Annotated in this window: 17 protein-coding genes; 3 read left to right on the top strand and 14 right to left on the bottom strand. The window is 63.9% G+C overall.

The genetic code is table 11. The annotated features are described in order from the left end of the window. Nucleotides 1-283: 283 nt before the first annotated feature. The 14 genes from AC0L28_RS06650 to AC0L28_RS06585 form a co-directional block, all read right to left on the bottom strand. Entirely contained in the window at nucleotides 284-1,366 is a 1,083-nt protein-coding gene (locus AC0L28_RS06650; protein WP_027151563.1) for an acyltransferase family protein, read from the bottom strand. Nucleotides 1,367-1,498: 132 nt separating this feature from the next. Then, on the bottom strand, nucleotides 1,499-3,406 hold the full coding sequence (locus AC0L28_RS06645) for a propionyl-CoA synthetase (protein WP_473476319.1): 1,908 nt from the start codon (nucleotides 3,404-3,406) through the stop codon (nucleotides 1,499-1,501). Between the two features lie 197 nt (nucleotides 3,407-3,603). Then, nucleotides 3,604-4,590 carry a dihydroxyacetone kinase subunit DhaK gene (dhaK, locus tag AC0L28_RS06640; RefSeq protein ID WP_473476317.1) on the bottom strand — a complete coding sequence of 329 codons (987 nt, stop codon included), beginning with the start codon at nucleotides 4,588-4,590 and terminating at the stop codon, nucleotides 3,604-3,606. 35 nt (nucleotides 4,591-4,625) lie between these two features. Continuing rightward, nucleotides 4,626-5,057, bottom strand: a complete 432-nt coding sequence (locus AC0L28_RS06635) for a hypothetical protein (RefSeq protein WP_473476316.1) — start codon at nucleotides 5,055-5,057, stop codon at nucleotides 4,626-4,628. A gap of 8 nt (nucleotides 5,058-5,065) precedes the next feature. Continuing rightward, nucleotides 5,066-6,652 carry a phosphoenolpyruvate--protein phosphotransferase gene (gene ptsP / locus AC0L28_RS06630; protein ID WP_473476314.1) on the bottom strand — a complete coding sequence of 529 codons (1,587 nt, stop codon included), beginning with the start codon at nucleotides 6,650-6,652 and terminating at the stop codon, nucleotides 5,066-5,068. Continuing rightward, nucleotides 6,636-6,938: an HPr family phosphocarrier protein gene (locus AC0L28_RS06625; RefSeq protein ID WP_287258218.1), complete on the bottom strand. Its 303-nt coding sequence runs from the start codon at nucleotides 6,936-6,938 to the stop codon at nucleotides 6,636-6,638. The genes ptsP and AC0L28_RS06625 overlap by 17 nt, the downstream gene beginning before the upstream one ends. A 21-nt stretch (nucleotides 6,939-6,959) precedes the next feature. Next, the gene (gene dhaM / locus AC0L28_RS06620) at nucleotides 6,960-7,349 is read right to left on the bottom strand and encodes a dihydroxyacetone kinase phosphoryl donor subunit DhaM (RefSeq protein WP_473476312.1); all 390 of its coding nucleotides are present in this window, start codon (nucleotides 7,347-7,349) and stop codon (nucleotides 6,960-6,962) included. Further along, complete coding sequence (gene dhaL / locus AC0L28_RS06615) at nucleotides 7,346-7,948, bottom strand: dihydroxyacetone kinase subunit DhaL (RefSeq protein ID WP_473476679.1); 603 nt, start codon at nucleotides 7,946-7,948, stop codon at nucleotides 7,346-7,348. Before dhaL ends, dhaM begins: the two co-directional genes overlap by 4 nt. A gap of 47 nt (nucleotides 7,949-7,995) precedes the next feature. After that, entirely contained in the window at nucleotides 7,996-9,015 is a 1,020-nt protein-coding gene (locus AC0L28_RS06610) for an ABC transporter ATP-binding protein (RefSeq protein WP_287177599.1), read from the bottom strand. Next, entirely contained in the window at nucleotides 9,008-10,120 is a 1,113-nt protein-coding gene (locus tag AC0L28_RS06605; RefSeq protein WP_473476310.1) for an ABC transporter ATP-binding protein, read from the bottom strand. The genes AC0L28_RS06610 and AC0L28_RS06605 overlap by 8 nt, the downstream gene beginning before the upstream one ends. 3 nt (nucleotides 10,121-10,123) lie before the next feature. Beyond that, nucleotides 10,124-10,330 (bottom strand): hypothetical protein, encoded by a 207-nt coding sequence (locus tag AC0L28_RS06600; RefSeq protein WP_027151572.1) that lies wholly within the window; start codon nucleotides 10,328-10,330, stop codon nucleotides 10,124-10,126. Continuing rightward, the gene (locus AC0L28_RS06595; RefSeq protein WP_128183364.1) at nucleotides 10,327-11,277 is read right to left on the bottom strand and encodes a carbohydrate ABC transporter permease; all 951 of its coding nucleotides are present in this window, start codon (nucleotides 11,275-11,277) and stop codon (nucleotides 10,327-10,329) included. Before AC0L28_RS06595 ends, AC0L28_RS06600 begins: the two co-directional genes overlap by 4 nt. Continuing rightward, nucleotides 11,274-12,221, bottom strand: a complete 948-nt coding sequence (locus tag AC0L28_RS06590) for a carbohydrate ABC transporter permease (RefSeq protein ID WP_473476677.1) — start codon at nucleotides 12,219-12,221, stop codon at nucleotides 11,274-11,276. The genes AC0L28_RS06595 and AC0L28_RS06590 overlap by 4 nt, the downstream gene beginning before the upstream one ends. 126 nt (nucleotides 12,222-12,347) lie before the next feature. Then, nucleotides 12,348-13,679, bottom strand: coding sequence for an ABC transporter substrate-binding protein (locus AC0L28_RS06585; RefSeq protein WP_473476307.1), 1,332 nt, complete (start codon nucleotides 13,677-13,679; stop codon nucleotides 12,348-12,350). Nucleotides 13,680-14,083: 404 nt separating this feature from the next. Here AC0L28_RS06585 and hrpB point away from each other — a divergent pair, with 404 nt between their 5' ends. The 3 genes from hrpB (at nucleotide 14,084) to AC0L28_RS06570 (ending at nucleotide 18,684) form a co-directional block, all read left to right on the top strand. After that, entirely contained in the window at nucleotides 14,084-16,699 is a 2,616-nt protein-coding gene (gene hrpB / locus AC0L28_RS06580; protein ID WP_473476305.1) for an ATP-dependent helicase HrpB, read from the top strand. 32 nt (nucleotides 16,700-16,731) lie between these two features. Next, complete coding sequence (locus tag AC0L28_RS06575) at nucleotides 16,732-18,057, top strand: ActS/PrrB/RegB family redox-sensitive histidine kinase (protein WP_473476675.1); 1,326 nt, start codon at nucleotides 16,732-16,734, stop codon at nucleotides 18,055-18,057. Nucleotides 18,058-18,120: 63 nt separating this feature from the next. After that, nucleotides 18,121-18,684 carry an ActR/PrrA/RegA family redox response regulator transcription factor gene (locus AC0L28_RS06570; protein WP_128168331.1) on the top strand — a complete coding sequence of 188 codons (564 nt, stop codon included), beginning with the start codon at nucleotides 18,121-18,123 and terminating at the stop codon, nucleotides 18,682-18,684. Nucleotides 18,685-18,771: the final 87 nt, after the last annotated feature.

Here is an 18,771-nt window from a genome sequence, read left to right as displayed (position 1 = left end):
TGTAGGACCGGCAGATCGTCGTCTTCCGCCGTCAGGCCGATACCGGGCCGAGGCCGTCGTGAGCGAAGACGAATGCCCCTCGAACAGACCATGACCGGCAGCCTGTGCACTAGCCGGTAGGGTCGATGGCGAATGACGTTCCTTAGGATGCCGGTCGATTTCCTCTCTTGATCAGGTCGCCGAGCCGCGACGGGTCGCGCAAAAGCGTCCGCACCCTGCTTTATGCCGAACATTCCACCGTAGGACGTTTGCAGCCAGGAACCGGCGTGACAACGCTGGCGCGTTACGCCGCCTTGAGACGGTAGCGGAAGATGGTGTGGTCGAGCAGAAGCCGGATGCGCGGTTCGGCCTCGATCGCAATCAGCCAGCTCGCGGCGATCATGGTCGCCCCGACGATGACCACCGAAAGCAGGTATGGCACTCCCGCACGCATCAAGGCTCCGAGAATGGCTGCGCCGACGACATTATGGATCAGATAGAGAGGGTAGGTCATCAGGCCGATCCGGCGCCAGCCGCGCCAGGACAGGTCGAGCCGTAACGACCACGCCATCAGCGCCATGGCAGCGAGGAACAGGACGATCGGCGGCCCGTAGGGCATCGCGGCTTCGACCTTGATGCTGCGGACGTCGACAGCACTTATGATCTGCAGCACGCCGCCGGCCAGGAACAAGGCGCAGAAGACAAGGCGGGCGGGCGTCACTGCCTTGAAACGCATCAGCCAGAACAGCACACCTGTCGCGAAAAAACATCCGTGATGCACCAGGAGCAGGTCGAGCCAGCGCGCCTCGGCAAGGTCCGTCCAGTCGAATGGATAGTACAGGCACCAGAAAAGCGTGCTGATAGCGCCGAGCGCAACTGCCACCGCTTCCATCAGGTCGAAGCGGCCGAGCCGCAGCAGGATCCAGACGATGGCGTAAAAGGCGATCTCGATGCCAAGCGTCCAGTAGACGCTGTCGACCCAGGGGTTGAACGGAACGAACAGGGCGGTGCGTATGAGCGTGGTGACTGCGTCCGTCGGCCAACTGAGATCGACGAGAAGCAGCACCATCGCGGTGACCGGCGCACAGATCCAGACGGCCGGCGCCAATCGTTTCACCCTTGCCTCGAAAAACCGCAGCGGTGTGGAATGCTCGGCGCTGAAGGCGATGACGAAGCCGCTGATGACGAAGAATATCTGGACGCCGACCCATCCGAATTGGACCAGTCCGCCTATTTCCGGATGCGGCGGGATGCCGCCCGTCGCACGCGCCGAAACGCCCTCGGGGAATGCCCACACCCAGAAGCCGTAGTGGTAGACCATCACGAGGACAGCGGCGACAAAACGCAGGATGTCGACGCCGCCGAATGTTGTTTTTTGCTGAGCCATGCCGTGCCTTCGGAATGGCCCCCCACGCAAAGGTTTAAGGGCTATTGCTGCATTGCACAACAGACGATTGCAGTGCAGGATGAATTCGTATTCGTCCGAAGCCGCGATCGGCCTGCCGCGCTCCGAAAGCAGCTAAAGCCCGATTCCGCGTCCCTTCAGCGCCGCGGTGATTTCGTCGAGAATGACCGGATCGTCGATGGTCGCTGGCATTGTCCAGTCTTCCTTATCGGCAATCTTCTGCATGGTGCCGCGCAGGATTTTGCCGGAGCGCGTCTTGGGCAGGCGCTTGATCGTGACCACCGTCTTGAAGGCGGCGACCGGGCCGATCCGCTCGCGCACCAGCGTGACCACCTCGGTCTCAATAGTGGCGCTGTCACGCGTGACACCGGCATTCAGCACGACGAAGCCGAGCGGAACCTGACCCTTCATCGCATCTGCGACGCCGACGACAGCGCACTCGGCAACGTCCGGATGCGCGGCCAGCACCTCCTCCATGGCGCCGGTCGACAGCCGGTGGCCGGCGACATTGATGATGTCGTCGGTGCGGGCCATCACGAACAAATAGCCGTCCTCGTCCATCATGCCGGCATCCGCCGTCTTGTAGAAGCCGGGGAATTCGTCGAGATAGGCTTGGCGAAACCGGTCATCGGCATTCCATAGCGTCGGCAGGCAGCCGGCCGGCAGCGGCAGCTTGACCGCGACATTGCCCAACGTGCCGCGCGGCACTTCGTGGCCGGCATCGTCGAGCACACGGATATCGTAGCCGGGCATCGGCACCCCGGGCGAGCCGTATTTCACCGGCAGTAGCCCTAATCCGGCTGGGTTGATCGTCATCGGCGAGCCCGTCTCGGTCTGCCACCAATGGTCGATTACCGGCACGTTCAATTTCTGCTCCGCCCATTTGATGGTTTCCGGATCGGCGCGCTCGCCAGCGAGGAACAGCGTGCGGAATTTCGACAGGTCGTATTTCGGGACGAATTCGCCCTTGGGGTCCTGTCCCTTGATGGCGCGGAATGCGGTCGGCGCGGTGAACAGCGCGACCACGCCATGCTCTGATATCACCCGCCAGTAGGTGCCGGCGTCGGGCGTACCGACCGGCTTGCCCTCGAACAGGACGGTCGTGCAGCCATGCAGCAGCGGGCCGTAGACGATGTAGGAATGGCCGACCACCCAGCCGACGTCGGAAGCCGCCCAGAACACCTCACCCGGCTTGACGCCGAACTCGTTCTCCATCGACCATTTCAGCGCAACCATGTGGCCGCCATTGTCGCGCACGATGCCCTTGGGCTGGCCGGTCGTTCCGGACGTGTAGATGATGTAGAGCGGGTCGGTGGCGAGCACCGGAACGCAGTCGACATTGGCGCCCGCGGCCCGCTCGCGGGCGACGGCGTCGGCATAGTCGATGTCATGGTTCTCCTCTAGCTCGCAGCGCAGCTGATCGCGCTGCAGGATGAGGCAGGCTTCGGGCTTGTGCCGCGACATCTCGATCGCCTTGTCGAGCAGCGGCTTGTAGGCGACGACGCGCCCGGGCTCCAGGCCGCAAGAGGCGGAAATGATCAGCTTCGGTCTGGCGTCGTCGATGCGTGTGGCGAGCTCGTGCGAAGCAAAGCCGCCGAAGACGACCGAATGCACGGCGCCGATACGGGCGCAGGCAAGCATGGCAAACGCAGCTTCCGCCACCATCGGCATGTAGATGATGACCCGATCGCCTTTTTGGACGCCGCGGTTCTTCAGCACCGACGTCAGCGCGACCACCTCGCGTTTCAATTCGGCATAGGTGAATTTCCTGACCGTGCCGGAAATCGCGCTGTCATGGATCAGCGCGATCTGATCGGCGCGGCCACCCGCCACGTGGCGGTCGACGGCGTTGAAGCAGGTGTTGCAGGAGGCGCCGCCAAACCAGCGCCCATAGACGCCGGCATTCGCATCGAAGACCGTTTCGAACGGCGAGAACCAGTCGATGGCCTTGGCCGCATCCGCCCAGAATTTTTCCGGATCGCGTTTCCAGCCGTCATAGACCTCGTGGTAGCGTGACGCCATCCAGCTTTCTCCCAGGAATGTTTCTGTCCTTGGAAATAGCGTATGCTGTTTTTGCAAGCACGTGCAAATTCGTCTTGGCGACCTCGCTTTGGTCGAAATGGACGTGACCACCGCTTTATCGCCGCAACCGGCCAGGTCGTAGAAAGCGCCTGCTTGCTTAATACTGTTCCTATAGCCGTGGCGCGGTGTTGGCCGTGCTACATCCCCCGGCGCAGGGCAGCCGTATGCACCGGTGCGTCCCACAATGCGGTCGTCTCGTCGTCGAGCATGGTCAGCGTGATCGAGCAGCCGGCCATGTCGAGCGATGTCACATAGGACCCGACCAGCGAACGGGCGACCGTCACGCCGTTTTTCTCGAAGATTTTCCGGGCGCTGTTGTACATCAGGTAGAGCTCCATCAGCGGCGTGCCGCCGAAGCCGTTGACGAAAAGCAGCGCCGGGCCTTTTGCTCTGTCACCCAGATCGCCTGATATCGCCGCGCAGATCTCCTCGGCGATGGCGTCGGCGCTCTTCAATGTGTCGCGGCGGCGGCCGGGTTCGCCATGGATGCCGACGCCGAATTCCATCTCGCCGTCGCCGATATCGAAGGTCGGCCTGCCGGCGGCCGGTACGGTGCAACTGGTCAGCGCAACGCCCATCGAGCGCGTCGCGCCATTGATGCGTTCGCCAAGCGCCTTCAACGGCTTCAGCGCCATGCCTTGCTCGGCCGCGGCGCCGAGGATCTTCTCGACCACCAGCGTGCCGGCAACGCCGCGTCGGCCAGTGGTGTAGGAGGAGTTCTCGACCGCGACGTCGTCATTGGTCACCACTTGCATCACACCCTCCGACATTTCAGCAGCCATGTCGAAATTCATCACGTCGCCCTCGTAGTTCTTGACGATGAACAGGCAGCCGGCACCGGTGTTGACCGCCTCCGCGGCCGCCATCATCTGGTCCGGCGTCGGCGAGGTGAACACCTGGCCGGGGCAGGCGGCATCCAGCATGCCATGCCCGACCAGGCCGGCATGCAGCGGCTCGTGGCCAGAGCCGCCCCCGGAAATCAGCGCTACCTTGCCGGGCTTGAGTGTCCTGCGGCGCACGAATTTATGCTCGTCGCCAAGCACAAGGATGTCGGCATGGGCGGCAACGAAGCCGTCGAGGCTTTCGGTCAGCACCGTGTCCACAGAATTCAGAAACTTCTTCATGGCCGTCTCTCCCGAAATAGCTGAACGTGGCGCGACTATGTCCCGCCCTTGCCGGCGATGCTGGTGATCTTCTGGATGAAATCGTTGACCGCCCTGTCGAGCGCCGCGTTCTGTTTGTCGTCGCCGAAATCGGGAACGATCAGCGAAACATGCCGCGTCTTGCGCATGCCGGATGCCAGCGACATTTTTCCCGGATGCGCCTGATGGTAGGCGGCAAGAAAATGGTCGCGTTCGGCCGGGCTGAAATGGCACACGGCGAAAATAGCCGGCAAATGTTTTGACGGGATCGGGATCGAGTAGGCCGGACTGGAAATCTGGGTGACGAAGCTGCGATGCTTGCCCAACGCGTCGGCGAGGCGCTGGCGCATGCCGGACGGGCGCTGGTCGAGGACCTGCGACAGGATCGTCTTGTAGGCGCGGATCGCCTCTTCGGAGCCGGATTCAGGCGTCTTCTTGGTTTCGGCCATGCCGGTGCCTAGATCGAGACGTCCGCAATGGCCGCCTTGGCCATTGCGAGCTGGGCGGGAACCACGGAAAGGTCGCGCATGCCGGCCTCGATCAGCGCCGGGATCGCCGCCGGATCGCCGCCGGCGTCGCCGCACAGGCTGACCGGAATGTTTTGCGCGCGGCCGAACGCTGCAACCGAGGCGATCAGCCGAAGCACGGCCGGATGCCTGATCGAATTGAGATGCGCGACCGACGCGTTGTCGCGCGCCGCCGCCATCACATACTGGGTCAGGTCGTTCGAGCCGATCGAGAAGAAGGCGACCTCGGCAAACGCCTCAGGAGCGATCGCCACCGACGGCACCTCGACCATGATGCCGAGCGGCGGCATTTTTTGCGCGACGCCGCGCGCGGCAAGCGCGGCCTGCTCTTCGGCGAAGAGCGCGGCTGCTCGCTGATACTCGTCCCACACGGCGACCATCGGGAACATCACCTTGAGATTGCCATGCAAGGCGGCGCGCAGCAGCGCCCTGATCTGCACCCGAAAAACCTCCGGTCTCGCCAGCGATAGCCTGATGCCGCGCAGGCCGAGAAACGGATTACCCTCCTCGACGGTGAAACCCGGCACCGGCTTGTCGCCGCCGGCGTCGATGGTGCGGATGGTCACCGGTCTGTCGCCGGCCCATTCGAGCACCTTGCGGTAGGCGCGATACTGCGATTCCTCGTCCGGCAGCGTCTTGCCGAACAGGAACTCGGTCCGCATCAGCCCGACGCCATCGCAGGTCGAGACATCGATACCGTCGACATCGGACGGATCGGCGATGTTGACCTGCACCCGCACCGCAGTGCCGGCTTTCGTCACTGCCGGCCGAGCCAAAAAAGTTTCCGCCCTGTCGCGACGTGCCGCGAAAGACGAGGACGATTGCCGGAACGCCTCGACCTCTGCCCTTGTTGGCCTCAACACGATGCCGCCGTGCTCGGCATCGAGCAGGGCGACGCCGGCAAGATGAGCCGGCGAAGCACCGAGCCCCACGATCATAGGCACGCCGCGCGAGCGCGCCAGCATGGCGACGTGGCTGGCGGTACTGCCCGCCTTCAGCGCAATGCCGCCGCCGGCGCTCCAGTCGGTTTCAAGAAAGCGCGTGGGCGCGATGTCCTCGCCGTAGAAGATGGCGCCTGTCGGCGCGGCAGCCGCGCTGTCCGCGGTCAGCGCGCGAAGCACTTGGTCTCTGATGTCGCGCATGTCGGCGGCGCGTGCCCGGAAATAATCCTGATCCGACGTTTCGTAGCCGACAATTTCGGCGTCAAGCGCCTGCCGCCATGCCGCATCGGCCGGCTGGCCGGCGGCAATCGCGGCATAGGCCGGGCCGGTCAGCGCATCGTCCTCCAGCATGGCGAGCTGGAATTCGAGAATGTCGGCGGCATCGCCCTCGGTTGCCTGGATCAGCTTGGCAAGCCGGCCTGTCGCTGTGCCGATTGCCGTTTCGAGCGCGAGCCTCTCGTCAGCTGCGGTCGCTTTACCTTTATAGCGCGCGACAACCGGCTCGAGGTTGAACAGCGGCCCTTCGGCATAGCCGGCCGAAGCCGGGATCCCCTGCAGCTTAAGCGGTTCGGGCATGGTCCACGCCCTCGTCGAAGTCGCGCCGCACCAGCTCGACGAGCGCGCCGACCGCCTCGCCGGCACCGTCGCCCTTGGCTCTGATATGCAGCACCGTGCCTTGCGGCGCCTTGGCCGCCATCACCTTGACGATGCTCTTGGCGTCGAACCAAGGACCGTTGGCGGCGAGCGCCACTTCGACTTCGGCCGAAAACGTCTTGGCGAGCTTGGTGAATTTCACCGAAGGGCGCGCATGCAGGCCGACCTCATGGGTGATCAGAACGGTGGCTTCTGCGGATGCGGACATTGAGTCAAAATTCCTGTTCATTCACGATGGCGACAATTCGTGTGCCGTCGCCACCACTTCCCTGAGCGAGGCGCCGCCGGACGCCTCCGTCGCCGCCATCACCGCGCCCTCGACGATCGGCGCGTTGCAGACGATGATCTTGTGCGCGCGCGGCTCGCCGATCATCTCGACCGCCATCTCGCTGTTGCTTTCGGCGCCGCCAAGATCGACAAGTATAGCGACACCTGCCTCCGACCAGGCCTTATCGATCGCTCCCATGATCGCCTCGACATTGGTTCCCAGCCCGCCATGGCCGTTTCCGCCGCACCATGCAAGCGGCACTTCGTCGCCGACCATCTGGCGCACCATGTCGGCCGTGCCCTCGGCGACCAGCGGTGAGTGCGATACGATGACGATGCCGACATTGCTCATGCTTGCCCCTCGATGGTCTCAGTGACAGCCCGCACCAGAAGCGCGGTCGAGCGTGCCCCGGCATCCATATGGCCGATGGAGCGGTCGCCGAGAAACGAGGCGCGCCCGCGCAACGCCTTCATCGGCACGGTGGCATCGGCAGCACTGTCCGCGACATCGGCGATTTCCGATCCGGTCTTTCCCTGCAGCAGGGCGTCATGCACCGGCTGCAGCACGTCGAGCATGGTCTTCTGCCCGACCTGCGACTTGCCACGTGCCGCCACCGCCTCGATCGCCTTGCCGAACGCTGCCATCAGATTGGCGTGGTCCGGCTCTACGGAAATCTCCTTGCCGAGCGCCATGAACAGCGTCCCGAACAAGGGGCCCGAAGCCCCGCCGACTGTCATCACCAGCTTGGTGCCGATCGCTTTCAGAGCGTCCGGCAGCGGCTTTGTCGCGAACGTGTCGGCCTCGGCGCGCACCGCCTCGAAGCCGCGCTTCATGTTCAGCCCATGGTCGCCGTCGCCAATCGCCTGGTCGAGCCTGGTCAGCTCTTCGGCGTGAGCGGCAATCGTGTCGGCGGTGACGGATATCAGCGTCTTCAGGTCAAGCTTGTCCATCGTCCCGGTCTTGTCCTGTGTCCCGTTCTTTTCCAGTGCCCAACGGCTCATCGGTTTGCAATCCTGTTTCCGGCCTGGTCGAAGAACAGCGGCGCCCGGTAGCGGATAATCACCCTGTCGCCCTTTTCCAATTGGATGTCGGGATCGGTCAGCGTCACCAGCTTTCTGCTTCCCACCGTCACATGCAGGTGGTTCTGGTCGCCCAGATGCTCGACCCAGTTAACAACGCCGTCGGCGGGGCCATTCGATGCCTTGCCGATCGACAGATGTTCTGTACGCGCGCCGATCGTTTTGGTTCCCGCCGGCATGTCGCCATCCGGCAGCAGGCCGGTCGGCAACAGATTGATCGCCGGCTGGCCGAGCCTTGCGGCGACATGAACGTTTGCCGGCTCCGAGTAGATGGTGCGTGGCGTGCCGATCTGCGCCAGCACGCCGTCGGCGAGAATGCCGATGCGATCGGCCATCGTCATCGCTTCGATCTGGTCGTGCGTGACATAAAGCATGGTGGCGCCGACCTCGGCCTGGATGCGCTTCAGTTCGAGCCGGAGATCGGCGCGCAGCTTGGCATCGAGCGACGACAGCGGCTCGTCCATCAGATAGATCGAGGGCTTGCGCACCAACGCGCGCCCGATGGCGACGCGCTGCATCTCGCCGCCGGAAAGTTTGGTGGAGCGGTTGTTCAGCTTGTGGTGGATACGCACCATCTTGGCCACATCCTCGACGCGGCGGCGCACCGAGTCCTCGCTCAACCGCCGCGCCGGCGAGCGCAGCGGAAAGGCCAAATTGTCGAAGACCGACAGATGCGGATAAAGCGAATATTGCTGGAAGACGAAGGCCGTGTCGCGCTCGGCCGGCGACAACATTGTCGCATCGCGGCCGCCGATATGGATCGAGCCCGTATCCGGCCGTTCCAATCCGGCGATAAGTCTGAGCGTCGTCGTCTTGCCGGCCCCGGTCGGGCCGAGCAGCACGACGAATTCGCCGTCGGCAACGTGCAGATCGAGAGTGTCCACGGCGACATGTTCGCCGAAGCTCTTGGTCACGCCTTTGATCTGCACGTCAGCCATGATGCGCTCTTCCCTGGGAAGCCCCGTCATGGATTGCGGTTCGCACCGCGCGGCCGGAGCCCTTCTCGAACAGCGACAGCCGTGCGCTGCTCAGCGCGAGGCCGACATGGTCGCCCGCATTGAGCCGGATTTCGGCCGGCACCCGCGCCTTGACGATACCGCCGGATGTCTCCACCGCAACGATCTGCGTGGTGCCGAGATACTCGGTGCCATAGATGGCGCCGCGCAGCTTCGAAGCGTCGTCGAAGCGGATGTGTTCCGGTCGGATGCCGAGCGCCATGTCGGCCGGCGCGATGTCCTCGCGCACCTCCGGCACTGCCACTTTGGCGCCTTGCACCAAAATCTCCCTGGCTCCCTTTGAAAGCCCGCCGCCGAAGCCGAGAAAATTCATCGGCGGCGAGCCGATGAAATCGGCGACGAACATGGTCGCCGGCCGGTCATAGATTTCGCGCGGCGTGCCGAACTGTTCGATTACGCCGTGGTTCATAACCGCGATCTTGTCGGCCATCGACATCGCTTCCATCTGGTCATGCGTGACATAGACCGTGGTGGCGTGGATGCGGTTGTGCAGTTCGCGCAGTTCATGCACCATGAGATCGCGGAATTCGGTGTCGAGCGTGCCGAGCGGCTCGTCCATCAGGAAGCATTTTGGCCGCCGCACGATGGCGCGGCCGAGTGCCACGCGCTGGCGATCGCCGCCGGCAAGACCGGAGACCGATTTGTTGAGCAGATGGTCGATGCGCAACAGCTTCGCCGTCTCTTCGACGCGCCGGCGGATTTCGATGCCTGGCGTGCCCTGCGCCAGCAGCGGGAAGCCGATGTTCTTGCGCACGTTCATATGCGGATAGAGCGCGAACAGCTGGAAGACAAAGGCGATGTCGCGCTCGCGGGCACGCCGCATGGTGACGTCCTCGCCACCGAGCAGGATCTTGCCGCCGGTCGGCAGTTCGAGCCCGGCAATCATGCGCAACGTCGTCGTCTTGCCGCAACCCGAAGGCCCCAGCATGACGAAGAACTCGCCATCCCCGACGACGAAGTTGGAATCCTGCACGGCGACGAAATCGCCGAAGGCCTTTCTCAGATGCTCGACCCTGATCTCCGCCATCGTCTACTCCGGAAACTTCGAGACGATGATGAACATCGCCGTGCCGGCCAGCATGGTGATGAACGAATAAGTGTAGAGCGACAGCGCGAAGGGCTGGAACAGCATCAGGAAGCCAATGGCAATGATTACCGTGGCGATGTTCTCCATCAATCCACGCCTCGCCCAGACCGGCCAGCGCGACTTGCGTTTTGCGGGTTGGGTCATGCTCATTTGCGCACCGCGCCGAAAGTGATGCCGCGCAGCAACTGCTTGCGAAGCAGGATGGTGAACACCAGGATCGGCACCAGGAAGATCGTCGTGCCAGCGGCGACCGCCGGCCAGTCCTGGCCGCCTTCGCCGATAATGGTCGGGATGAAGGGCGGTGCGGTCTGCGCCGTGCCCGAGGTCAGCAGTGCGGCGAAGGCATATTCGTTCCAGGCGAAGATCAGGCAGAAGATGGCGGTCGCGGCAATGCCGGTGGTCGCCTGCGGCAGCACGGTGCGCCAGAAGGCCTGCAGCCGCGTATATCCGTCGATCATCGCCGCTTCTTCGTACTCGCGCGGGATCTCGTCGATGAAGCCCTTCAGCAGCCACACGGCGAGCGACACATTGACCGCCGTATAGAGCAGGATCATGCCGAGCGCGGTGTCCGACAGGCCAATCTCGCGATACATCAGGTAGATGGGAATAGCGACCGCGATCGGCGGCATCATGCGCGTCGACAGGATGAAGAACAGCAGGTCGTCGGCCAGCGGCACCTTGAAGCGCGAGAAGCCATAGGCAGACAATGTGCCGAGGAACACCGCGCAAAAGGTCGAGCCGAAGGCGATGATCAGCGAATTGACGAAGCGCGGCATGAAATTGGACGGGCCGGCGATCACCATGTTGCGCTTGCGCACTGTCTCATCGCAGATGCCCGTCGCCGGTCCCAGCGCGTTGATGTATTCCGGTGTCTGCCGGGTGCGGGTCGAGAACAGATTGCAGTAGCCCTCGAGGCTCGGCTGGAACAGGATTTTTGGCGGATAGGCGATCGAGTCCGGCGGCGTCTTGAAGCTGGTGGCGAAGATCCACAACAGCGGCACGATCGAGATCAGCGCGTAAAGCACGATAATTGTGCCGGCGACGCGCTTCGAAATCGCCGAGGGTGCGACAACAGAATGGGCTGACGTCAGGCTCATCTCTGCTTCACCTTGTTGAGCGCCTTGACATAGATGTTGGCCAGCCCGAACACCGCAACGAACAGGATTATGGCGAAGGCCGAGGAATAGCCGGTCCGCCAGCTTTCGAAGGCCTGCCGCTTCAGCGTGATCGAAGCGACCTCGGTGGTCGATCCCGGTCCGCCGCCGGTCAGCAGGTTGACCATGTCGAACATCTTGAAGTTCTCGATGCCGCGGAAAAGCACCGCCAGCATGATGAAGGGCAGCGCCATCGGCAGCGTGATCGACCAGAACTGCCGCCAGTTGGAGGCGCGGTCGACCTCGGCTGCCTCATAGATGTATTCGGGGATCGAGCGCAGGCCGGCGAGACAGATCAGCATCACGTAAGGCGTCCACATCCAGGTGTCGACGATGACGATCGACCACGGCGCCAGCGACACGTTGGAGAGCATGCCGATCTGCGTTGCCGGAATGCCGGTGGCGAACGAGATGGCATAGGCGAACAGCCCGATCTGCGGCTCGTAGAGGAAGCGCCAGAAATTGCCGACCACTGCCGGCGACAGCATCATCGGCACCAGAATGATGGTCGTCCAGAAGGCGTGGCCTCGAAACTTTCGATCGATCAGCCAGGCCAGGGTAAAACCGATCAGTGTTTGCAGCAGAATGGTCCAGAACACGAAATGCGCCGTCGTCTGCATGGCGATCCAGATGTCCTGGTCGCCGAGTATGCGCCTGTAATTGGCAAGGCCGACATTCCTGACCACCTCGTTGGGACGGTTGGCGCGGTAATTGGTGAAGGACAGATAGATCGCCCAGAACAGCGGGAAGATGTTGATGGCGAGCAGCAACAGGATCGTCGGCGAGATGAACAGCCAGGCGAGGCCCTTGTCGCTGATGCCCCGGACCTTGCGGGCCAACGGCTCAGGCGTAGCCCGGGCAACGCTGTTCGCAGTCCGATTGAGCATGATCAGTCCCGCTTCGGTCACTTGGGTCGTCTCGACAGTGGAATTTATCTGAACTGTGTCCCGTGCCAAGGGTGGCACGGGACACGCGGTCGTGGCTCGGGAGGAGCCGATTGGATACTGCCCCAACTACATCTTGCCGTCGTCCTGGAAGACCTCGGTCCAGTCCTTGACCAGGCCATCAAGTGCATCCTTGGCCGAACCCTGGCCGGCGACGACGTAATCATGGAAGCGCTTCTGCGACGCCTGCAGCAGCGGCGCATAGCTGGGCTCTGCCCAAAAATCCTTCACGATGGCCATGGAGTCGAGGAAGGTCTGCGCATAAGGCTGGCTGGCCGGGAAGCCTGGATCCTTGACGACCGCGTTGAGGCAGGAAAAGCCGCCGAGCGACCACCATTTGGCCTGAACATCCTTGTTGGCGAACCACTTGATGTATTTGAGCGCAGCCTCCTGCTTGTCGGAGTAAGAGACCACCGAGATGCCCTGGCCGCCAAGCTGGGCGAATTGATCGCCGTCGGGCCCCTTGGGATTGGCGAAATAACCTATCTTGTCGCCGCCGACATTTTCGTCCTTCTGCAGGCCTGGCCAGGTAAAGGCGAAGTTCATGTGCATCGCCACCTGGCCGGATTTGAAGGCGTCGACGCCTTCGCCCATGTAGCTGTTCGAGGCTCCAGGAGGCGTGCAGCAGTCATAGAGCGCCTTGTAGAACTCAAGACCCTTCACCGATTTCTCGGAGTTGACGAAGCCGTCCATCTCGTATGGCTTGTCGGGATTCTCATATTTGAAACCGAAGCTGTAGAGCCCGTCCATGGCACCCATGGTGATGCCTTCGGAGCCGCGCTCGGTATAGATCGATGCGCCATAGACCGTCTTGCCGTCGATCTCGCGCTTCTGGAAAAACTCGGCGATCTGCTTCAGTTGGTCGAAGGTCGTCGGCGCTGCGAGATCCCAGCCGTACTTTTCCTTGAATTCCTTCTGCAGTTCCGGCTTGGAGAACCAGTCCTTGCGATAGGTCCAGCCGACGACGTCGCCCATGGCCGGCAGCGCCCAGTAATTCGGCGAGTTCTTCGGCCATTCGGAGTAGCCGACGACGGTCGCTGGCACGAAGTCGTCCATGCTGATCTTCTCCTTGTCGAAGAAGTCGTTCAGCTTGACGTAGTGGCCGTTCTCGGCCGAGCCGCCGATCCACTGGCTGTCGCCGATGATCAGGTCGCACAGCTTGCCCTTGGAATTCAGTTCGTTGAGGAAGCGATCGGCATAGTTGGTCCACGGCACGAATTCGAATTTCATGCCGATGCCGGTTTCCTTGGTGAAATCCTTGGACAATTCGACAAGCGCGTTGGCCGGGTCCCAGGCTGCCCAGCAAAGCGTCAGATCTTCAGCCTGCGCGACATTCGAAACGGCGGTCGACGCAAACATCGCCGATGTCAGTCCCAACGTCACTTTCAAGGTCGATTTCATGCCTTCCTCCCATTTGCGAAACGCGCCCGGATGACGGTTTCAAATAACCTCAAAACCCCCTCCTCAGGGGTCTAAACATGACGACGCGGTTAAGCGGCGGATGTTTAGTAATTTGTTTAGTGATGCAATTTTTACTAAACAACGCAAGCGAATTCGTCGCTGCGCTGCAGCATAATTCGCTTGTATCTGGGCGGTGGCCCTGGCCGCGCCGTTCTATTAGGAAATATCCCGACTTCCTGTCGCTCCTCGGCCGCGTCATCCTCGGTGGCTTCCGCCTTTGACTATGGCGAGTAGGTGGACCCGCTTTGAGTTGGTCCGTTGCCCGGTTGCGCGGCGACCGCCACCGCTGATATGCGGGGCGCGACCGACCTGCCGCGAGATTGGGTGGATGCATCCCTGAAACAATGACCAGAAAACCCTTGCCAGAGCTTCCGGTCTCCGCCGTCCTGCCGGCGCTCGGTGAAGCGCTCGGCCATGGCAACAGTGCCGTGCTGGTGGCGCCGCCCGGCGCCGGCAAGACGACGCTGGTGCCGCTGGCGCTGCTCGATGCGGCTTGGCTCGGCACGGGGAAGATCATTCTGCTCGAGCCGCGCCGGCTCGCTGCCCGCGCAGCCGCCCGCCGCATGGCCGAACTGCTCGGCGAGGAGCCCGGCGAAACGGTCGGCTATGCCATGCGGATGGAGAACCGCACTTCTGCGAGGACCAGAATTCTTGTCGTCACCGAAGGCGTGCTGTCGCGGATGATCCTCGACGATCCGGAGTTGCCCGGTGTCTCGGCGGTATTCTTCGACGAGTTCCACGAGCGCTCGCTCGACGGCGATTTTGGTCTGGCGCTGGCGCTCGACGTGCAAGGTGCGCTGCGGACCGATCTGCGATTGCTGGTCATGTCGGCGACGCTCGACGGCGCGCGCGTCGCTCGGCTGCTTTCCGGCGCCCCGGTGATTGAGAGCGAAGGCCGCGCCTTTCGCGTCGACATCCGCTACGACGAGCGGCCGGCCGGCATCGCCATCGAGGACGCGATGGCCAAGGCGATCCGCGCGGCCCTTGCCGAGGAGAGCGGCAGCGTGCTCGCCTTCCTGCCCGGCCAGCGCGAGATCGAGCGCACCGCCGAGCGGCTGCAAGGCCGCGTCAGTGCCGACACCGACATCGTGCCGCTCTATGGCATGCTCGACAACAAGGCGCAGGACGCCGCGATCAAGCCGGCGCCGTCCGGCCGCCGCAAGGTGGTGCTGGCGACCTCGATCGCCGAAACCTCGATTACCATCGACGGCGTGCGCGTCGTCATCGATTCCGGCTTGTCGCGCCTGCCGCGCTACGAGCCGGCCAGCGGCCTGACGCGGCTGGAGACGGTGCGGGTCAGCAAATCCTCCGCCGACCAGCGCTCCGGCCGCGCCGGCCGCACGCAGCCCGGCGTCGCCGTCCGGTTGTGGCGGACCGAGCAGACCGCGGCACTTCCCGCCTTCACGCCGCCGGAAATCCTCGAGGCGGACCTTTCCGGACTTCTGCTCGATTGCGCCGCCTTCGGTGTCGCCGACCCGTCGAGCCTCTGCTTCCTCGATCCGCCGCCGGCCCCGGCACTCAACGAGGCAAGGGCGCTGCTTCGTGCGCTCGACGCCATTGACGAGGCAGGGCGACTGACGCAATCGGGTGCTGCGATGCGCAGGCTGGCACTGCCTGTGCGGCTGGCTCACATGGTCGCCGAGGTGGCAAACACCGGCCGGGCGTTCGAAGCGGCCATGCTCGCCGTGCTGCTCACCGAGCGTGGCCTGGGCGGCGACGGCGCCGATCTCGAACGGCGGCTGCTTCGGTTCCGATCCGAAAGATCGCCGCGCGCCACCGCCGCCCGGCAACTCGCCGAGCGGCTGGCGAAACAGGCTTCACCCTCCCCTTCGAGGGGGACCGAAGGACGGGCGAGACCCGTGGTTCGCCCCGGTATGTCGATCCGCGAAGCGGATCGGGGTGGGGTTGGGTCGGGCACGTTATCGCCGACCCCACCCCGTCTCCCTCGCCTCGCTGGGCAAGGCTCACTGGCCGACCCTCCCCTCGGGGGGGAGGGCAGCGCCGGCGCTCTCCTCATCCACGCCTGGCCGGATCGCGTCGCCAGGGCGCGCGGAGAGCGCGGCCGTTTCGTGCTGGCCAACGGTTCAGGCGCCATGCTTGACGCCGCCGACCCGCTGGCGGGCGAAACCTGGCTTGTCGTCGCCGATCTGCAGGGCAAGGCGCAGAACGCCCGCATTACGGCAGCGGCGGCGATAGACGAAGCCGACATTCGCGCTTCGCTCGCCGACAAGATCGAGACAAACCGCGAAACCAGTTTCGACGGCGACAGGCGTGCGGTGCGTGTGCGTGAAACCGTTCGCCTCGGCGCCATCACCCTGTCCGAACGGATGCTGCCGGCGCCGGCCGGCATCGCCGCCGATCGCGCCATCCTTGACGCCCTGCGCCAACACGGGCTGTCGCTTTTGCCGTGGGGCAAGGAGGCCGAAACGCTGCGCCAACGGCTCGGCTGGCTGCATCGCGGTCTTGGCGCGCCCTGGCCGGATGTTTCCGATGAGGCGCTCATCGACCGCCTCGACGACTGGCTGCTGCCCTTCCTTTCCGGCGCGGCGTCCTTTGCCGCGATCGATCCGGGCGTGCTTTCGGCCGGCCTCATGGCATTGGTGCCGCACGATCTGCAGCGCCGGATCGAGGCGCTGGCGCCGACCCATTTCGACCCTCCATCCGGCAGCCGCGTGCCGATCCGCTATGACGGTGAATGGCCGGTGCTGGCGATCCGCGTCCAGGAGCTGTTCGGTCTCGACCGGCATCCCGCGATCGCCAACGGCGCGGTGCCGCTGACGCTCGAGCTATTGTCACCGGCGCACCGACCGATCCAGACGACGCGTGACCTGCCCGGTTTCTGGCGCGGCTCCTGGGCCGATGTGCGAGCCGAGATGCGTGGCCGCTATCCCCGGCATGTCTGGCCGGAGAACCCGCTTCTCGCCACCGCCACCAGCCGCGCCAAACCGCGGGGGACCTAGCCTTTCTCCTTTTCCGGCTATAATCCTTGGCCATGATAAACATCCTGCGGGCGCCCGACTTCCAGCAAAGCCAGCGGCTGCGCCTCAACACGCTGATCAGGCTGCGCTGGCTTGCCATTGTCGGCCAGAGTCTGACGGTTCTTGTCGTTGCCTACGGGCTGAAATTCCCGCTGCCGGTCAGTCTCTGCTTCGCGCTGATCGCCTGTTCGGCCTGGATGAACCTGTTGCTGACCTTCCGTTATCCGGCGGCGCATCGGCTGACCCCGCTGCAGGCTTTCGCCATCCTGACCATCGACAGCCTGCAGCTTGCCGGTCTGCTCTACCTGACCGGCGGCCTCACCAACCCGTTTTCAGTGCTGGTCACCGTGCCCGTGGTCATCTCGGCGACGTCGCTGCCGCTGCGCCTGACCGCCATCCTCGGCGCGCTGGTGATGGTGACGGCGAGCCTGCTGGTGTTCCTCCATCTGCCGCTGCCCTGGTACGAGGGCGCGCCGCTGGAGATGCCGTTCATTTACGTCGCTGGCATGTGGATGGCGGTGTTTTCCTCGATCGCCTTCACCGCGATCTACGCCTTCCGCGTGGCCGAGGAAGCCCGGCTGCTCGCCAACGCGCTTGCCGCCACCGAGCTGGTGCTGCAGCGCGAACAGCATTTGTCGGCGCTGGACGGCCTTGCCGCCGCCGCCGCGCATGAGCTCGGCACGCCGCTCGCCACCATCACGCTTGTTGCCAAGGAGATGGAGAAGGCGCTCCGCAATGACCCGAAATACGGCGAGGACGTGACGCTGCTGCGCTCGCAGAGCGAGCGTTGCCGCGAGATCCTCAAACGCCTGACCAGCCTGTCCTCCGAGGGCGAGGCGCATCTCTCCCGCCTGCCGCTGACCTCGCTGGTCGAGGAGATGACCGCCCCGCACCGCGATTTCGGCATCTCGATCAAACTTCGCCCCGGCGAGCGCATCGGCCCCGAACCGGTGGGACGGCGCAATCCCGGCGTCATCTACGGCCTCGGCAATCTGGTCGAGAACGCCGTCGATTTTGCCCGCAAGAGCGTCACCGTGCGCTGGAGCTGGAACGAGGCAACGGTCACCTTCTCGATCACCGACGACGGGCCGGGCTTTCCTCCCGAAATCATCGATCGCATCGGCGAGCCCTATATGTCGACACGCCAGGGCACCGAGGCCGGCGGCGGGCTCGGACTGGGGCTGTTCATCGCCAAGACCCTGCTTGAACGCTCGGGCGCCACGCTCGATTTCCGCAATTCAAACGAGCCGGGCGAGGGCGCCGTCGTGCGGATATCGTGGCCGCGCAGCGTCTTCCTCAACCCTGAATCGGCTTCGGCCACCATGTTTGACACGGCTTGAATTGGACAATAGCGCTCCAAAACTATATCTGCGTAAAATTCGGGCAGCAGGAATGTCAAGACGATGAATGGCGACGAAACGATTGGCGCAATGGTTGAGGGCGAGGACACCTCGCTGCTGATCGTCGACGACGACAGGCCATTCCTCACGCGCCTTGCCCGCGCCATGGAGACCAGGGGTTTCGTGGTCGAGACGGCCGAGAGCGTCGAGGAGGCCGTGGCCAAGGCGCGCGCCAATCCGCCAGCCTACGCGGTGGTCGACATGCGGCTCGCCGACGGCAACGGCCTCGACGTCGTTGCCGCCATCCGCGAGAAGCGCGACGACGCCCGCACCGTCATTCTCACCGGCTATGGTAACATCGCCACCGCGGTTACGGCGGTGAAGCTCGGGGCCATCGACTATCTGTCGAAACCGGCAGATGCCGACGAGGTTTTCGCGGCTCTTACCCGCACTGCGGGCGAACGCGCCGCACCGCCTGAAAACCCGATGTCGGCCGATCGCGTGCGCTGGGAGCACATCCAGCGCGTCTACGAAATGTGCGACCGCAACGTCTCCGAGACGGCCCGCCGTCTCAACATGCATCGCCGCACGCTGCAGCGGATACTCGCCAAACGCGCGCCGCGCTAACGCCTGACCGTCCTTTGCGCGCGCCAAGGTCGCGTGGCACTGTAAGAACTGCCCTGCCATCGGCGGTTGCGCATCATCGCACACGGT

The organism is Mesorhizobium sp. WSM4847, assembly GCF_055811335.1.
The sequence above is the reverse complement of the archived record's forward strand: the minus strand, read 5'-3'. Positions and strand labels throughout refer to the sequence as shown.

Excerpts from the sequence above, each read along its gene's own strand:
- AC0L28_RS06650 (WP_027151563.1), bottom strand. The coding sequence starts at position 1,366 with ATGGCTCAGCAAAAAACAACATTCGGCGGCGTCGACATCCTGCGTTTT.
- AC0L28_RS06645 (WP_473476319.1), bottom strand. The coding sequence starts at position 3,406 with ATGGCGTCACGCTACCACGAGGTCTATGACGGCTGGAAACGCGATCCG.
- dhaK (WP_473476317.1), bottom strand. The coding sequence starts at position 4,590 with ATGAAGAAGTTTCTGAATTCTGTGGACACGGTGCTGACCGAAAGCCTC.
- AC0L28_RS06635 (WP_473476316.1), bottom strand. The coding sequence starts at position 5,057 with ATGGCCGAAACCAAGAAGACGCCTGAATCCGGCTCCGAAGAGGCGATC.
- ptsP (WP_473476314.1), bottom strand. The coding sequence starts at position 6,652 with ATGCCCGAACCGCTTAAGCTGCAGGGGATCCCGGCTTCGGCCGGCTAT.
- AC0L28_RS06625 (WP_287258218.1), bottom strand. The coding sequence starts at position 6,938 with ATGTCCGCATCCGCAGAAGCCACCGTTCTGATCACCCATGAGGTCGGC.
- dhaM (WP_473476312.1), bottom strand. The coding sequence starts at position 7,349 with ATGAGCAATGTCGGCATCGTCATCGTATCGCACTCACCGCTGGTCGCC.
- dhaL (WP_473476679.1), bottom strand. The coding sequence starts at position 7,948 with ATGGACAAGCTTGACCTGAAGACGCTGATATCCGTCACCGCCGACACG.
- AC0L28_RS06610 (WP_287177599.1), bottom strand. The coding sequence starts at position 9,015 with ATGGCTGACGTGCAGATCAAAGGCGTGACCAAGAGCTTCGGCGAACAT.
- AC0L28_RS06605 (WP_473476310.1), bottom strand. The coding sequence starts at position 10,120 with ATGGCGGAGATCAGGGTCGAGCATCTGAGAAAGGCCTTCGGCGATTTC.
- AC0L28_RS06600 (WP_027151572.1), bottom strand. The coding sequence starts at position 10,330 with ATGAGCATGACCCAACCCGCAAAACGCAAGTCGCGCTGGCCGGTCTGG.
- AC0L28_RS06595 (WP_128183364.1), bottom strand. The coding sequence starts at position 11,277 with ATGAGCCTGACGTCAGCCCATTCTGTTGTCGCACCCTCGGCGATTTCG.
- AC0L28_RS06590 (WP_473476677.1), bottom strand. The coding sequence starts at position 12,221 with ATGCTCAATCGGACTGCGAACAGCGTTGCCCGGGCTACGCCTGAGCCG.
- AC0L28_RS06585 (WP_473476307.1), bottom strand. The coding sequence starts at position 13,679 with ATGAAATCGACCTTGAAAGTGACGTTGGGACTGACATCGGCGATGTTT.
- hrpB (WP_473476305.1), top strand. The coding sequence starts at position 14,084 with ATGACCAGAAAACCCTTGCCAGAGCTTCCGGTCTCCGCCGTCCTGCCG.
- AC0L28_RS06575 (WP_473476675.1), top strand. The coding sequence starts at position 16,732 with ATGATAAACATCCTGCGGGCGCCCGACTTCCAGCAAAGCCAGCGGCTG.
- AC0L28_RS06570 (WP_128168331.1), top strand. The coding sequence starts at position 18,121 with ATGAATGGCGACGAAACGATTGGCGCAATGGTTGAGGGCGAGGACACC.